Source organism: Salinarimonas rosea DSM 21201, from assembly GCF_000429045.1.
In the GTDB taxonomy this organism is placed as follows: domain Bacteria; phylum Pseudomonadota; class Alphaproteobacteria; order Rhizobiales; family Beijerinckiaceae; genus Salinarimonas; species Salinarimonas rosea.
Genome location: NZ_AUBC01000025.1, coordinates 40,329 through 55,098, shown reverse-complemented (window position 1 = coordinate 55,098; position 14,770 = coordinate 40,329). Strand labels below are relative to the sequence as shown.

General features: G+C 70.4%; 18 protein-coding genes and 1 pseudogene. 14 read left to right on the top strand and 5 right to left on the bottom strand.

Annotated elements, in window-relative coordinates:
- Position 1 precedes the first annotated feature (1 nt).
- The 3 genes from G407_RS0117420 to G407_RS0117410 form a co-directional block, all read right to left on the bottom strand.
- Positions 2-1,567 carry an ABC transporter substrate-binding protein gene (locus tag G407_RS0117420; RefSeq protein WP_029031856.1) on the bottom strand — a complete coding sequence of 522 codons (1,566 nt, stop codon included), beginning with the start codon at positions 1,565-1,567 and terminating at the stop codon, positions 2-4.
- 97 nt (positions 1,568-1,664) lie between these two features.
- Entirely contained in the window at positions 1,665-2,084 is a 420-nt protein-coding gene (locus G407_RS0117415) for a VOC family protein (protein ID WP_052341514.1), read from the bottom strand.
- A 101-nt stretch (positions 2,085-2,185) separates the two neighbouring features.
- A complete protein-coding gene (locus G407_RS0117410) occupies positions 2,186-2,851 on the bottom strand; it encodes a GntR family transcriptional regulator (RefSeq protein WP_029031854.1) in 666 nt (221 codons plus the stop codon).
- 127 nt (positions 2,852-2,978) lie between these two features.
- Here G407_RS0117410 and hydA point away from each other — a divergent pair, with 127 nt between their 5' ends.
- Positions 2,979-4,409 (top strand): dihydropyrimidinase, encoded by a 1,431-nt coding sequence (gene hydA / locus G407_RS0117405; RefSeq protein WP_052341513.1) that lies wholly within the window; start codon positions 2,979-2,981, stop codon positions 4,407-4,409.
- Positions 4,410-4,445: 36 nt separating this feature from the next.
- Here the strand turns inward: hydA and sugE are convergent, their stop codons facing one another.
- Positions 4,446-4,766 carry a quaternary ammonium compound efflux SMR transporter SugE gene (gene sugE, locus G407_RS0117400; protein ID WP_029031852.1) on the bottom strand — a complete coding sequence of 107 codons (321 nt, stop codon included), beginning with the start codon at positions 4,764-4,766 and terminating at the stop codon, positions 4,446-4,448.
- Positions 4,767-5,001: 235 nt separating this feature from the next.
- Between sugE and G407_RS32605 the strand changes: the two are divergent.
- The 13 genes and pseudogenes from G407_RS32605 to G407_RS28370 all read left to right on the top strand — a co-directional run.
- A pseudogene (locus tag G407_RS32605) lies at positions 5,002-5,495 on the top strand (IS1 family transposase); the annotation flags it as partial.
- A 147-nt stretch (positions 5,496-5,642) separates the two neighbouring features.
- Entirely contained in the window at positions 5,643-5,843 is a 201-nt protein-coding gene (locus G407_RS31255) for a hypothetical protein (RefSeq protein ID WP_342418140.1), read from the top strand.
- Complete coding sequence (locus G407_RS0117390) at positions 5,830-6,360, top strand: helix-turn-helix transcriptional regulator (RefSeq protein WP_029031850.1); 531 nt, start codon at positions 5,830-5,832, stop codon at positions 6,358-6,360. Before G407_RS31255 ends, G407_RS0117390 begins: the two co-directional genes overlap by 14 nt.
- A gap of 271 nt (positions 6,361-6,631) precedes the next feature.
- On the top strand, positions 6,632-7,030 hold the full coding sequence (rplU, locus tag G407_RS0117385) for a 50S ribosomal protein L21 (RefSeq protein ID WP_029031849.1): 399 nt from the start codon (positions 6,632-6,634) through the stop codon (positions 7,028-7,030).
- A gap of 73 nt (positions 7,031-7,103) precedes the next feature.
- Positions 7,104-7,370 (top strand): 50S ribosomal protein L27, encoded by a 267-nt coding sequence (rpmA, locus tag G407_RS0117380; RefSeq protein ID WP_029031848.1) that lies wholly within the window; start codon positions 7,104-7,106, stop codon positions 7,368-7,370.
- 211 nt (positions 7,371-7,581) lie between these two features.
- Entirely contained in the window at positions 7,582-8,283 is a 702-nt protein-coding gene (locus tag G407_RS28380) for a GNAT family N-acetyltransferase (RefSeq protein ID WP_084327608.1), read from the top strand.
- A gap of 37 nt (positions 8,284-8,320) precedes the next feature.
- Complete coding sequence (gene obgE, locus G407_RS0117370; RefSeq protein WP_029031847.1) at positions 8,321-9,358, top strand: GTPase ObgE; 1,038 nt, start codon at positions 8,321-8,323, stop codon at positions 9,356-9,358.
- 80 nt (positions 9,359-9,438) lie between these two features.
- A complete protein-coding gene (locus tag G407_RS0117365) occupies positions 9,439-9,879 on the top strand; it encodes a hypothetical protein (protein WP_029031846.1) in 441 nt (146 codons plus the stop codon).
- Positions 9,880-9,893: 14 nt separating this feature from the next.
- The gene (locus G407_RS0117360; protein WP_029031845.1) at positions 9,894-10,298 is read left to right on the top strand and encodes a type II toxin-antitoxin system VapC family toxin; all 405 of its coding nucleotides are present in this window, start codon (positions 9,894-9,896) and stop codon (positions 10,296-10,298) included.
- Positions 10,295-11,449: a glutamate 5-kinase gene (gene proB, locus G407_RS0117355; protein ID WP_029031844.1), complete on the top strand. Its 1,155-nt coding sequence runs from the start codon at positions 10,295-10,297 to the stop codon at positions 11,447-11,449. Before G407_RS0117360 ends, proB begins: the two co-directional genes overlap by 4 nt.
- A gap of 161 nt (positions 11,450-11,610) precedes the next feature.
- Positions 11,611-12,657: a MaoC family dehydratase gene (locus G407_RS0117350; RefSeq protein ID WP_029031843.1), complete on the top strand. Its 1,047-nt coding sequence runs from the start codon at positions 11,611-11,613 to the stop codon at positions 12,655-12,657.
- 249 nt (positions 12,658-12,906) lie between these two features.
- A complete protein-coding gene (locus tag G407_RS28375; protein ID WP_052341512.1) occupies positions 12,907-13,410 on the top strand; it encodes a TadE family protein in 504 nt (167 codons plus the stop codon).
- A 14-nt stretch (positions 13,411-13,424) separates the two neighbouring features.
- Positions 13,425-14,018, top strand: a complete 594-nt coding sequence (locus G407_RS28370) for a TadE/TadG family type IV pilus assembly protein (protein WP_052341511.1) — start codon at positions 13,425-13,427, stop codon at positions 14,016-14,018.
- Between the two features lie 19 nt (positions 14,019-14,037).
- Here the strand turns inward: G407_RS28370 and upp are convergent, their stop codons facing one another.
- Entirely contained in the window at positions 14,038-14,667 is a 630-nt protein-coding gene (gene upp / locus G407_RS0117335) for a uracil phosphoribosyltransferase (RefSeq protein ID WP_156917625.1), read from the bottom strand.
- Positions 14,668-14,770 lie beyond the last annotated feature (103 nt).

Here is a 14,770-nt window from a genome sequence, read left to right as displayed (position 1 = left end):
ATCAGTCCTGCACGTCCATCTCGTAGGCCCACAGGAACTTGTCCGTGCGCGGCTCGAAGACGACGCCGTCGCGCGCCGCGTAGATGTCCTGCTCGTAGTGGACCGGGATCATCGGGATGTCCTCGAGCAGGATCTTGGTCGCCTCCTGGAGGTGCGCGTCGCGCTCCTCGATGCGGGGCGTCGAGTCGGCCGCCTCGATCAGCCGGTCCACCTCGGGGTTCGAGTAGGAGCCGCGGTTGACCTGGCCGTAGCCTTCCTTCTGGCCGCGGGTGTAGAACATCACCGCGTACATCGAGCCGGCATCGCCCGAGGGCACGTCCCAGCCGGACATGATGAAGCTCGACTGCTCGGACGGGACGCGGATGTAGCCGAAGAAGTTCGCCCGCGGCATCATGTTGAGCTCGAGATCGATGCCGATCTGGGAGAGCATCGAGGCGAGCGCCTGGGCGATCTGCGCGTCGTTGACGTAGCGGTTGTTGGTGGCGTCGAGCGTCATCTCGAAGCCGTCCGGGTAGCCCGCCTCGGCCATCAGCGCGCGCGCCCGCTCGACGTCGAACGGATACATCTCGCGGAAGCTCGCGCCCTCGACATAGCCGATATGGGTCTCCGGCACGTACTGCTCGGAGGGCGTCGAGAGGCCGTTCATGACGATCTTGGAGAGCGTGTCGACGTCGATCGCCCGGGCGATGGCCTCGCGCACGCGCTTGTCCTGCATCGGGTTCGTGTCGAGCGGGATCGTCGGCGACTTGTCGCGCATGTCGAGCGCGAGCACGAGGTTCAAGAGGCTCGGGCGGGTGATGACCTCGAAGCCGTCCTCGCGGCGCACGCGCTCGACGTCGCGCACCGAGAGGTCCTGCACGATGTCGAGCTCGCCCGTCAGCAGCGCCGCCGTGCGCGTCGCCGGGTTGGTGATCGGGCGGAAGACGACGCGGTCGATCTCGGGCGCGCCCGCCCAGTAGTCCTCGTTCGCCTCGAGGACGAGCCGGTCCTCCTTGACCCACTCCTCGAGCTCGTAGGGGCCGGTGCCCACGGGCTGGAGATCGACCTGCTCCTCGCCGACGCCGGTGACGTGCTCGCGGTTGAGGATGAGGATCGCGGCAAGGTCGTTCGGCAGCGCCGCGTAGGGCTGGAACGTCACGATCTCCACCGTGCGGTCGTCGATCGCCGAGAAGCTCTCGATGTTCTTGGCGAGGTTCGCCATCAGCGAGGCCTTCAGGCGCTCCAGCGTGAAGACGACGTCGTCGGCGGTGAAGGGCTCGCCGTTGTGGAAGGTGACGTCGTCGCGAAGCCGGAAGCGCCAGGTCGTGTCATCCACGAGCTCCCACGATTCGGCGAGGCCGGGACCGAAGTTCAGGTTCGCGTCGCGCCGGATCAGCGGGTCGTAGATGTGGTAGAACATGATGTTCGACGACAGCTCCTCGCCCGCCTGCGGGTCGAGGTGAACGGCGTCCGCCGTGAGGCCGACGGTGAGGGTCTTCTCCGCGTCCTGCGCCAGCGCGGGCGTGGCGAGAACGGCGGCGAGGGCGGCGCCGGCGAGGAGGTGCCGGAGGGGCGTGCGGGCATGCATGGTCGTGGGTCCTCTCTGGGTCTGGCCGAGGGGCGTTTCCCGCCCTCTTCGTGTGGAAACCGGGGGCGCTCCGTGCGGGAGCGGGACGGCTGCGCGCTCAGGCGAGCGCGCTCTGCACCTCGATCTGGTAGCCTTCCGGGTCGTCGAAGACGAAGGCGCGGATCCCGAGAGACGCGGAATCCCGCGGCTCGGTGAGGTTCGCGACGCCGTTGGCCGCGGCCCAGGCGTGCCAGGCGTCGACGTCGGGCACGCGGATGCACAGCTGCACGGGCTTCGTGTCGGCGGCGCGATGCATGCCGCGGGTCTCGTCGACGAGGCCGACATGGGCGCGATCCGCGATGCGGTAGATCTTCGACCAGCCCTGGTCGATGGCGAGCCCGAAGCCCATCACCCCCTCGTAGAAGGCGATCGCCCGGGGCAGGTCGCGATAATAGAGGAACGTGATCGCCAGCTCGACGGGGGCCTGCGGGCGCGCGGGCGTCCCGTCCGGCGCGTGCCTGGCCGCTTCTTCTGTCATGCGTCGCGCTCTCCGGATGGCTTACGTATGGAGATGGTATACACGGTGTGTGCGCTGTCAACGACCTGCTCCGGGCAGCGTGGCGCTTTTTCGGGCAGGCCTCAGAACAGACGCGACAGATGCACGAGGATGCCGGCGCGCACGTTCTCCAGATGCGTGCGCATCGCGGCCTCGGCGCGCTCGGGGTCGCGGGCGATGATGGCGTCGAGGATGGCGATGTGCTCGTGGCAGCCGGGCTCGAAGCGCTCGGGGATCGAGCCCTTGTCGTACATCCGGGTCTTGAGCTTGAGCCCGAGGATCATGTCGTGCAGCAGCGCCGAGCCCGACGCGCGGGCGATGCCGCCGTGCAGGTCCTCGTCGAGGCGCATGTGCGTGGCGGGGTCCGGCCGCGTCGGGCCGAGGAAGCGCTCGACGCGGGCGCGCATCTCCAGGAACGGCTCGGGCGAGATCACCACGGTCGCCGCCTGGCGCGCCGCCTCGCATTCGAGCAGGCGGCGCACGTGGAGGATCTCCATGATCTCCGTGACGGAGACCGTGCTCACCGTCGGCGCGTTGCCGGCGACCCGCGACACCAGCCCCTCGCTCGAGAGCCGCGCGATCGCCTCGCGCACCGGCGTGCGCGAGACGCCGAGGCGCTCGGCGAGCGGCTTCTCCTGCAGGCGCATCCCGGCCGGCAGCTCGCCCGACAGGATCATCGCGCGCAGGCGCTCGTGTGTCGCGTCGCCGAGCTTGGGGCTCGCCTCCGCGGTCGTCCGATCGTGGCGCATGACGCCGGCCTCCCCGCGCGTTCCGCACGCCGCGGGCGTCGTGGATCGCGCCCGCTTGTCATCAGTGTATACACGCCGTATCCTGATGCAAGCAATACGAGGCCACGGGATGCGAGGGGAGCGCGGGATGCACGACGTCGTGATCAGGGGGGGCCGCGTCGCCACCGGCGGGGGCAGCGTCGACGCCGATCTCGCGATCCGCGACGGCAAGGTCGCCGCGCTCGGCGCGGGGCTCGGCCCGGCGCGGCGCGAGATCGACGCCGCGGGCAAGCTCGTGCTGCCCGGCGGCGTCGATTCGCACTGCCACATCGAGCAGCTGTCCGGCGCCGGCCTGATGAACGCCGACACGTTCGAGACCGCGACGCGCTCGGCCCTGATGGGCGGCACCACGACGACCGTCTCCTTCGCCGCCCAGCACCCGGGCATGCGGCTCTCGACGGTGGTCGCCGACTACGAGGCGCTGGCCGCGCGCGGCGCCATGACCGACCACGCCTTCCACATCATCGTCTCGGACGTCTCCGGCGAGAACCTGACGGCCGACCTGCCGGCGCTGATGGCGGCCGGCCACCGCTCGATAAAGCTCTTCACCGTCTACGACAAGGTGCGCGTCGGCGACGCCGAGATCCTCGACGTGCTCTGGACCGCGCGGGCGCACGGCGGCATCGTCTGCGTCCACGCCGAGAACGACGGGCTGATCCGCTGGATGGTGCGCCGCCTCGTCGAGAGCGGCCGCATCGCGCCGCATCATCACCCGATCTCGCACCCGCGCGCGGCCGAGATCGAGGCGCTCTCGCGCATGTGCCGCTTCGCCGAGTTCACCGGCCAGCCGGTGATGCTGTTCCACGTCTCCTGCGCCGAGGGCGTCGGCGTGGTGCGCGAGGCGCGCGGGCGCGGCGCGCCGATCGTGGCGGAGACCTGCCCGCACTACCTGTTCATGACGGCCGCCGACTTCGCGAGCGCGGCCGTCGAGCCCGCAGGGCTGATGTGCTCGCCGCCCCAGCGCGGGACGGCGGACCAGGAGGCGCTGTGGGCCGGCCTCGCGCGCGGCGACCTCGACCTCGTCTCCTCCGACCACGCGCCCTATCGCCTCGACGAGACCGGCAAGTACGCCCACGGCCGCGACGCGCCCTTCACCCGCATGGCGAACGGCATGCCCGGGCTCGAGACGCGCCTGCCGCTCCTGTTCGACGCCATGGTGACGAAGGGGAGGCTCGGGCTCGACGGCTTCGTCGCGCTGACCGCGACGGCGCCGGCGGACATCTTCGGGCTCGCCGGCAAGGGCCGGCTCCTGCCCGGCTGCGATGCCGACGTGGCGATCTGGGACCCGACGGCGACGCGCACGTTCGGGACGGACGACCTCCACGACGGCACCGGCTACAACCCCTTCGCCGGCCGCACCGTGACGGGCTGGCCGGTCACCGTGCTGCGCCGGGGCGAGGTCGTCGTCGAGGACGGCGCGCTCGCCGCGGCGCCGGGGAGCGGCCGGCGCGTTCCCATGGCGGTCTCCCCCGCCATGCGCCCGCAGGCCGACCCGCCGGCGGGGCGGCTCGACCCGTGAGACCGGCGGCGTCGCCGTCGCTTGCGGGTGCCGGCTTCAGCCTGCGCTCGACAGCTTCATGAGCAGGAGCCCGGCGACGATGAGCGCGGCGGCGAGGAGGCGCGTGGCGTTGACGGGCTCGCCCAGCACCGTGATGCCGACGACGAACGCGCCGAGGGCGCCGATGCCGGTCCAGATCGTGTAGGCCGTGCCGAGCGGCAGGACCCGCATCGACCATGCCAGCAGGCCGAAGCTGATCGCCATCGCGACGAGAGTCACGATGGTGGGTTGCAGGCGCGTGAAGCCGTCGGACTGCTTCATGGAGAAGGCCCAGACGACCTCGAACAATCCGGCGACGAAAAGGATGAGCCAAGCCACGACAGCGCCCTCCACGGAGCAGCCGGGCCGTCCCGGACCTGAACCCGACGCTGGGGGGAGGACGTGGCCTCGCGGGTCCCATGTGGCCGGCCGGCGGCTCCGGCGCAAGGCTTTTCCGCGCTTCCGGGGCGAGCCGGAGCCCGCGACCGACGATCGACACCCGGGACCAAGATGCGGGATCGAGATGCGGCTCGCGCGCAAGTGATGTCTCAGTTTGAATTTCGAGGCCATGCAGGACGTTGCCGATCGGCTCGCCGGCCGTGTCCAGCTCACGTTGGACGGTCACAAGGCGTACCTCGAGGCGGTGGAGAAGGCGTTCGGCGCGGGCGTCGATTATGCGATGCTTGTGAAGCTCTACGGGGATGCCCAAGAGCGAGCAGCCCCGCGAAATGCGTCGGGGCTCGCAAGGAAACGGTCGAGGGACGTCCCGATCGCAAGCACGTTTCCACGTCCTACGCCGAGCGCCAGAACCTCACCACGCAGATGCAGATGCGCCGGTTCACGCGGCTGACGAGCGCCTTCTCGGAGAAGTTCGAGAACCACGCCCATATGGTTGCGCTCTATACCGTGTGGTACCGTTTCGTTAAGATCCACAAGGGGCACAAGCTCACACCTGCGATGGCTGCTGGCATGCCGGACCGCCTCTGGTCCATGGAGGATGTGGCGGAGCTGGTTGAGGCGAGTCTGCCGAAGCCAGGGAAGCGGGAGCCTCATACACCCCGGACTTAATGAAGCCCGTCGGGAGAGCTTTCGGCGACGCTTTACCGCGTCAGGAAATTGGGGAACGACCTGTGTTGACATATGTTGACGGTGGCGTCATTTTGCGGTGGCGTGATGTCTAGGTCGCGACACCCCAACAAGGAGGTTGAGGATGCCGTGGCGTATGCCGAATCGCAGGGCTGGAGCTTGCGCAAGCAGGGTCACTGGGGCCGGCTCTATTGCGCCAAGGCCGATCGCGACGGCTGCCAAGTCGGCGTAAACGGAACCCCCAAGAACGGTGGGAATCACGCACGCCAGATCGTCCGGGCAGTGGACCGCTGCCCGCATAAGAAGGAGGCCGACGATGAAGACGTTTGAGTTCAGCATCATCGCATCAGGCCCAGACCCGAAGGCCGAGGACTTTGAGAGCCGCTTCTATGACGCCGGCTGCGATGACGCGACCGTCTCATTCCAGAGAGGACACGTAATAATCGACTTCGCGCGAGAGGCAGTATCTCTGGACGAGGCGATCTCTTCAGCGATAGCCGACGTGCGGGCTGCGGGCGCGGCAGTTGACCGGGTCGAGCCAGACCCGTTGGTAAGCCTCTCCGAGATTGCGCACCGGACGAATCTCTCACGAGCGGCTGTCAGTCTCTACGCTAAAGAGCAGCGGGGGGAGGGCTTCCCAGCCCCGGCGGTTCGGGTCACATCTGAGAGTCCGCTTTACCAGTGGCAGGCCGTCGCCACTTGGATGCACCTGAGAGGGACTCTGCGAGAAGAGCATGTGGTAGAGGCGGCGATAATTCGATCTGCCAACGAGCATCTCAATCTGGACGATTTCGCGCTTCGGGCAACGCTACGCGAGACCGCACAACGGCAAAAAAGCTGCGCCTAAACACGAGCCCCGCTTCGGCGGGGTTTTTCTTTGGCGCGCCGGCCACGGGTGCATAGGCCAATGAACCGATCCGAAAACGAGCGCCTCAAAATTCAAACGGAGACATCACCCGCGCGCATCTTTCGTTGACAGGCGCGCCGTTTGCGACTACCTCCCTCGCTTCCCGCAGCGCGTTCGCGCGCGGGGGATGCCGGATGCTGCAAAGAAGCCGGTCCCGTCGATCGCCCCTGGCGACCGCGCGGAGAGCCGGATCGAACACGAGGAGAAAACGATGTTCGCAGTGATCAAGACCGGCGGCAAGCAGTACCGCGTTGCCGCGTCGGACGTGATTACGATCGAGAGGCTCTCCGCCGAGCCGGGCCAGACCGTCGAGCTCGACGTTCTGATGGTGGGCGAGGGCGAGGACGTCCAGGTCGGTGCGCCGACCGTGGACGGCGCGTCGGTGAAGGCCGAGGTGGTCGCGCTCACGCGCGGGCCGAAGGTCATCGCCTTCAAGAAGCGCCGCCGCCAGAACTCGAAGCGCAAGCGGGGCCACCGCCAGGACCTGATGTCCCTGCGCATCGTCGAGATCTCGGCGAACGGCAAGACGGTCAAGGCCGAGGCGACGCCGCGCAAGGCGGTGAGCACGGCGAAGCCGGAGGCCGAGGCGGGCGACACCGCCGAGGCCTGAACCACGAATTCTGCGCGATCGGCGCGGCGCGAGCCCGCGATCGCAAGGCGAGAGACGAGACGGGAGTAGACCCATGGCTCACAAGAAGGCTGGCGGTTCGTCGCGCAACGGTCGCGACTCCGAAGGTCGGCGCCTCGGCGTCAAGAAGTTCGGCAACGAGGCCGTCGTGGCCGGCAACATCATCGTGCGCCAACGCGGCACGCGCGTGAACCCGGGCCTCAACGTCGGCTGCGGCAAGGATCATACGCTCTTCGCCCTCACGGACGGGCGCGTGCAGTTCGGCAAGCGAGCCGGCAAATCCTTCGTATCCGTGATTCCCGCCGCACAGGCGGCAGAGTAAGCGGCGAGAGCGAGCGTTGACCCCGAAGCTCCCGCCGGTCCCACCAGACCCGAGCGAGAGCTTCGAGAGACACGCCGGACCCGCCCCAGGCGGGACAGGCTCTCGGAGAGACCGACGAGGGGAGGTGGGGCGCCACCTCCCCTTCGTCGTTTCTCATTCGGCGCTCCAGGCCTCCCGCGAGGGGTTCGGCGCCGCGACCCGGAGCCGAGACATGTTCCCCGACCTGACCCGCGACGACGTCTTCCGGCTGGAGACCAGACGGCTGTGGCTGCGCTGGCCGCGCCACGGCGACGCCGGCGAGATCGCCACGCTGGCGGGCGATCGCGCCGTCGCCGAGACCACCGCGCGCCTGCCGCATCCCTACCCGCGCGAGGCCGCCGACGCCTTCGTGATCGAGAGCCGGGCGGCGGCCCTGCGCGGCGAGAGCCTGCGGCTGGCGCTGGCGCCGAAGGCGCAGCCCACGCGCCTCCTGGGGATGATCGGCGTCGAGCCGAACGGCTCCGGCGAGGCCGTGCTCGGCTACTGGCTGGGCCGGCCCTTCTGGGGCCGTGGGCTGGCGACCGAGGCCACGCGGGCGATGATCGACGCGGTCTTCGCCTTCACCCGCATCGAGGCGCTTTCCGCCTCGGTGCGAGTCGGCAACACGGCCTCGCAGCGGGTGCTCGAGAAGTGCGGCTTCCTCGCCGAGGGGCCGGGCTTCCAGGACTCACCCTTGCGCGGCCGCTTCCCCGTCGACACGTTCCGCCTGAGCCGCCGCGACTGGGCGAGCCTCAAGGCCTGGAGCCGCGACGGCTGGGCGCCGACGGCCGAGGCCCCGGACCTCCACGTCGCGGAGATCGCGCCGGCCGCGCCGGCGTCCGGCTCCGCCGCCTCCACGGCCGCGGGCCGTCCCCTCTTCCTCGCGGCGGAGTGATCCGCCGCGGGGCCGTACCCACCAGGATAGACGCCCGATGAAGTTCCTCGACCAGGCCAAGATCTACGTGAAGGCGGGCGACGGCGGCGCCGGCGCCGTCTCCTTCCGCCGCGAGAAGTTCATCGAGTTCGGCGGGCCCGACGGCGGCGACGGCGGGCGCGGCGGCGACGTCTGGGCGCACTGCGTCGAGGGGCTCAACACGCTGATCGACTACCGCTACCAGCAGCACTTCAAGGCGCAGAAGGGCGTGCACGGCATGGGCCGCAACCGCACCGGCGCCTCGGGCGAGGACGTGATCCTGAAGGTCCCCGTCGGCACCCAGATCCTCGACGAGGACGGCGAGACCGTGCTGGCGGACCTCGTCGAGGTCGGCCAGCGCGTGCTGCTGTGCAAGGGCGGCAACGGCGGCTTCGGCAACGCCCACTTCACCACCTCGACGAACCGCGCCCCGCGCCGCGCCAATCCCGGGCTCGAGGGCGAGGAGCGCTGGATCTGGCTGCGCCTCAAGCTGATCGCCGACGCCGGCCTCGTCGGCCTGCCCAACGCCGGCAAGTCGACCTTCCTCGCCGCCACCACGGCGGCGAAGCCGAAGATCGCCGACTACCCCTTCACCACGCTGCATCCGGGGCTCGGCGTCGTGCGCGTCGACGAGCGCGAGTTCGTGCTCGCCGACATCCCCGGCCTGATCGAGGGCGCCCACGAGGGCGCCGGCATCGGCGACCGCTTCCTCGGCCACGTCGAGCGCTGCCGCGTGCTGCTGCACCTCGTGGAGGGCACGAGCGAGCACGCCGGCAAGGCGTACAAGACGGTGCGCGGCGAGCTCGAGGCCTACGGCCACGGGCTCGAGGACAAGCCCGAGATCGTCGCCCTCTCCAAGGCCGACGCGCTCGACCCCGAGACGCTGAAGACGCAGAAGGAGCGCCTGCGCCGCGCCTGCGGGCGGACCCCGCTCGTGCTCTCGGCGGTGTCGGGCACCGGCGTCGAGACGGCGCTGCGCCTGATCCTCGCCGAGGTGTCGGAGCTCGCGGCGGAGGAGCGCGAGGAGGCGGCGCCCGCGGCGGAGTGGCGGCCGTGACGCACGAGACGGGTATATCCGTCGTGCATTGACGCTGGGGTTGCAGATGCGTATCCTCGGGACGGTGACGGGAGGGCGCGATGGGTCGTGAGCTGAAGGTCCACAGCGATGCGGCGTACGACGCGGCGCACCGGCTCGCGGAGCAGACGGGCGAGAGCGTCGATGCGGTGGTCGAGCAAGCGCTTCGCGCGATGGCGCAGCGCCATGCGGCGCTGGCTCCCCGCGACGCGCGAGACGACTCCGAAGGAGCTGTCGACGGCCCGGCCGACCTCACGGCGCGAAGCTCTCCGAGAGACCCCGAGAACCGCTCTGCGGATGCGATCATCGAGGCGGCCAGGAGAGACATCGCGGCGCGACGCCGAGAGACGACCGTCGAAGGCGAGGATATCTTCTCGGAGGCGGCGATTGCGCGGCGGCGCGCGGAGCTGAACGCGTTGATCACCTGGATCAATCGTGGTCACCCGTCCGAGGGCAGCTACGATCATGCCGACATGTACGACGAGAATGGCCTCCCCATATGACGGACGGGTCGAGGGTGTCCGTCGACACGTCCGTTCTGGCAGCCATTCTCCTCGACGAGCCTGACCGCGCCCGTTTTCAGACGTGGCTCGAGCGCGCGGCCTGCATCATCGGTGCACCGACCCTCGTCGAGCTGTATCAGGTGGTCTCCACCCGGCGCGGCGAGGAGGAGGCCCTCGCCGCGATCAAGGCGCTGATCGCCCAGCCCAATGTCACCGTGGTGCCCTTCGACGAGGACCACTTCCTCCTCGCCGCCGACGCGTTCCGCCGGTTCGGCAAGGGGCGCGACCACCCGGCGCGGCTGAACTTCGGCGATTGCCTCGCCTACGCCGTCGCAAGACGGGCCGCCGCGCCGCTCCTGTACAAGGGCGGCGATTTCGGGCACACCGACCTGGCCTCCGCGCCAGGATCCGCCCCGTGACCGCCGCCGCCCCCCACGCCGCCACGCACCCCCCCGCCCTCGCCTCCTACCGCCGGATCGTGATCAAGGTCGGCTCGGCGCTGCTCGTCGACCGCGCCCGCGGCCGGCTCAACGCGGCCTGGCTCGCGGCGCTGGCGGAGGACATCGCGGAGCTGCACGCCCGCGGGGCGGACGTGCTCGTCGTCTCCTCGGGCGCCATCGCCATGGGCCGCTCCGTGCTCGCGCTGCCCGCCGGGCCGCTGCGGCTCGAGGAGAGCCAGGCCGCGGCCGCCGTCGGGCAGATCGCGCTCGCCCGCGTCTGGGCCGAGGTGCTCGCCCATCACGGCATCACCGCCGGGCAGATCCTCGTGACGCTCGGCGACACCGAGGAGCGCCGGCGCTACCTCAACGCCCGCGCCACCCTGAAGAAGCTGCTCGAGATGCGGGCCGTGCCGGTGGTCAACGAGAACGACACCGTGGCGACGAGCGAGATCCGCTACGGCGACAACGACCGCCTCGCCGCCCGCGTCGCGTCCATGATCGGCGCGGACCTGCTCGTGCTGTTCTCCGACGTCGACGGCCTCTACACCGCGCCGCCGGCGAGCGATCCGAGCGCGGCGCACATCCCCGTGGTCGAGCGGATCGGGCCCGAGATCGAGGCGATGGCCGGCGGGGCGGCGTCCGAGCTCTCGCGCGGGGGCATGCGCACCAAGATCGAGGCTGCGAAGATCGCGACCGCGTCGGGCGCCGCCATGCTGATCGCGCACGGCGGGCCGAAGAACCCGCTGCGCGCGGTCGCGGGCGGCGCGCGCTGCACCTGGTTCGCGCCGCAATCCTCCCCCGAGCGGGCGCGCAAGACCTGGATCGCCGGCGCGCTCGAGCCCAAGGGCGTGCTCGTGGTCGATGCCGGCGCGGCCAAGGCCCTGCGCGCGGGGGCGAGCCTGCTGCCGGCGGGCGTCAAGCGCGTCGAGGGCGGCTTCGCCCGCGGCGACGCCGTGTGCGTGCGCGACGAGGCGGGGCGCGAGATCGCGCGCGGCCTCGTGGCCTACGATCGCGACGACGCCGGGCGGATCGCCGGGCGCAGGACCGGCGAGATCGAGACCATCCTCGGCTTTCGCGGCCGCGACGCGATGATCCACCGCGACGACCTCGCTTTGGTCGGCGAGGGCTGAGCGGGCGAAGGCCGAGCCGGCGAGGGCTCGCGCAGGCGAGCGCCGGCGCGGACGAGACCCGAACGTCGCGCCTTCGTCCATTTGCCACCCGCGTCCCGCTTGACCGGACCGCCCCCGGCGCGCGAGATCGTGCGCACGCGCATCCCGAGCGGAGGGCTCCCATGAAGACGAACGCCGGACGCTTCTTCGAGGATTTCTCGCTGGGCGAGACGATCCGCCACGCGACGCCACGCACGCTCACCGTGGGCGACCAGGCGCTCTACACCGCCCTCTACGGCTCGCGCTTCGCGGTCTCCTCCTCGGAGCACTTCGCCCGCTCGATCGGCTACGACCGCGCGCCCCTCGACGACCTCCTCGTCTTCCACACGGTCTTCGGCAAGACGGTGCCGGACGTCTCCCTGAACGCGGTGGCCAACCTCGGCTACGCCGAGGGGCGCTTCCTGGCGCCGGTCTATCCCGGCGACACGCTGTGGGCGGTCTCGGAGGTGATCGGGCTCAAGCAGAGCTCGAACGGCGAGACCGGGATCGTCTGGGTGCGCACGACCGGCTTCAACCAGGACGGCGCGCGGGTGCTCTCCTATTGCCGCTGGGTGCTGGTGCGCAAGCGCGACCCCGCCTCCCCCGCGCCCGAGCCGCACGTGCCGACGCTGGCGCCCGTCGTCGCCGCCGACGAGATCGCCCGGCACGCGCCGGCGCTCACCATCGACAGCTACGACTTCGACCTCGCCGGCGCCGCCGATCGCTTCGGCGACTATTCCGACGGCGAGCGGATCGACCACGTCGACGCGATGACGGTGGAGGAGGCCGAGCATCAGCTCGCCACCCGCCTCTACCAGAACACGGCGCGGGTCCACTTCGACCGGATGGCCGCCGAGAAGAGCCGCTTCGGCAAGCGGCTGATCTATGGCGGGCACGTGATCTCGCTCGCCCGGGCGCTCTCCTTCAACGGGCTCGCGAACGCCTTCACGGTGGCGGCCGTCAACGCCGGGCGCCACGTCGCGCCGCTGTTCGCGGGCGACACCGTGAGCGCCTGGAGCGAGGTCCTCGCCACCTGCCCGCTCGCGGGCCGCGACGACGTCGGCGCGCTGCGCCTGCGCACGGTCGCCGTGAAGAACCGCCCGAGCGGCGATTTCGCGGGACGCGAGGGCGAGGGCTATGCCGAGGGCGTGATCCTCGACCTGGACTACTGGGTCCTGATCCCGCGCTGAGGCGCTGTGATCGATCACGCCGGAATCCGGGCGCTTCGTCGAGATTCGGGATCGTCGCGCAACCGAACGGAAAGCTTTCGTCGCTACTCGTGAGACCGGCGCGGCGCGCCGGCGTGCGCCGCCCGGAACTCTCGGGGTAGAGCCATGGCGCCCAGACACGGCCATTCGCACGGCGTTTCGCACGGCCTTTCCGTCGCACACCGATCCCGGCTCCGCTTCGTCAAGCGCTTCCGCAGGGACGAGGAGGGCGTGACGGCGATCGAGTTCGCCTTCGTCGCGATCCCCTTCTTCGCGCTCCTCTTCGCCATCATCGAGGCGGCGCTGGTGTTCTGGACGCAGCAGGTGCTCGAGACCGCGGTCTCCGACGCCTCGCGGCGCATCTACACCGGCCAGTTCCAGTCCGAGAACCGGGCGATCACCGACGCGGCCCAGCTGCAGACCGCCTTCAGGCGAGAGATCTGCGCGCGGGTCGTCGCCCTGTTCGACTGCGAGGCGACGCTGCGGGTCGACGTGCGCAGCTTCGGCGACTTCGACGGCGTCACCTTCGGCGCGGTCCTCGACGACGAGGGCGCCATCGACGACGACGCCTTCGCCTTCCAGAGCTCCGGCGCGGGGCAGGTCGTGGTGGTGCGCGCGGCGATCGACTACCCCGTCTTCACGACGATCCTCGACGGCTCGGGCGCCAACCTCCCCGACGGGCGCCGGCTGATCATGGCGTCGGCCGCCTTCCGCAACGAGCCGTTCGGCAATTGAGGGAGACGACGACGATGACCCGACCGATCCGCGTCGTGGGCGCCCTGCGCGCCTTCGCCCGCCGCTTCGCGGAGGCGCGCGCCGGCGTCGCCGCGATCGAGTTCGCCTTCGTGCTTCCGGTGATGCTGGTGCTCTTCATCGGCATGTCGCAGATCACGGTCGCCCTGAGCATGGACCGCAAGGTGACGCTGCTCGGGCGCACGGCCGCCGACCTGGTCGGGCGCGTGGGGACCGTCACCACCGCCGACGTCCAGGGCATCATGCGCGCCGCCTCCGTCGTGCTCGAGCCCTACGACGATACGGAGGTCTCGATCGTGCTCTCGAGCGTGGTCGTGCGCGATCCCGCGGGTCCGGACCCGATGGCGGCGTGGGTCTGCTGGAGCCGCGCCAACGCCAACGGAACTGCGCGTGCCGCCAACAGCGACGTGCCGATCCCCGCCGGCTTCGACCAGGACGGCTCGTCCTTCATCCTGGCGGAGGTGAGGATGCCCTATCGGCCGATCTTCAGCATGGACAACCTGTTCACCACGATCGACCTGTGGGACGAGACGGTCTGGCCGGTGCGCAACACGACCCAGGTCGAGCTCTCCGGCGTCGCGCCCTGCTGAGGGCGCGCTCCTCGGCCGGTCAGCGGGTGCCGAACATCCGGTCGCCCGCGTCGCCCAGCCCCGGCACGATGTAGCCGTGCTCGTTCAGCCGCTCGTCGATCGCCGCCGTCCAGATCCGCACGTCCGGATGCGCCTCCTGCATCCGCGCGACGCCCTCGGGCGCGGCGAGCAGGCATACGAAGCGCAGGTCCCGCGCGCCGCGCTGCTTGAGGCGGTCGATCGCCGCCACCGCCGAGTTCGCGGTCGCGAGCATCGGGTCGAGCACCATGACGAGCCGGTCGGCGAGGTCGGACGGGGCCTTGAAGTAGTATTCCACCGCCTGCAGGGTCTCGGGATCGCGGTAGAGGCCGATATGGGCGACGCGCGCCGACGGCACGAGGTCGAGCATCCCGTCGAGGAAGCCGACGCCCGCACGCAGGATCGGCGCGAAGACGAGCTTCTTGCCGGCGATCTGCGGCGCCTGCATCGACGCGAGCGGCGTCTCCACGGTGACGTGCTCGAGCGGCAGGTCGCGCGTGACCTCGTAGCAGAGCAGCATCCCGATCTCGTTGAGGAGCTGTCGGAAGCCCTTGGTCGAGCGCTCCTTCGCGCGCATCAGCGTCAGCTTGTGCTGGACCAGGGGGTGATCGACGACCGTGACGCCCTGCATGTGCGCGCTCCTCATCTCGACGGCTCGGCGCCCGGTCTCCCGGGCCTGGGGTCCCTCCTAGCCCAAGGCGGGCGGCAAGGGAACGCACAGACGGGAATGCAGG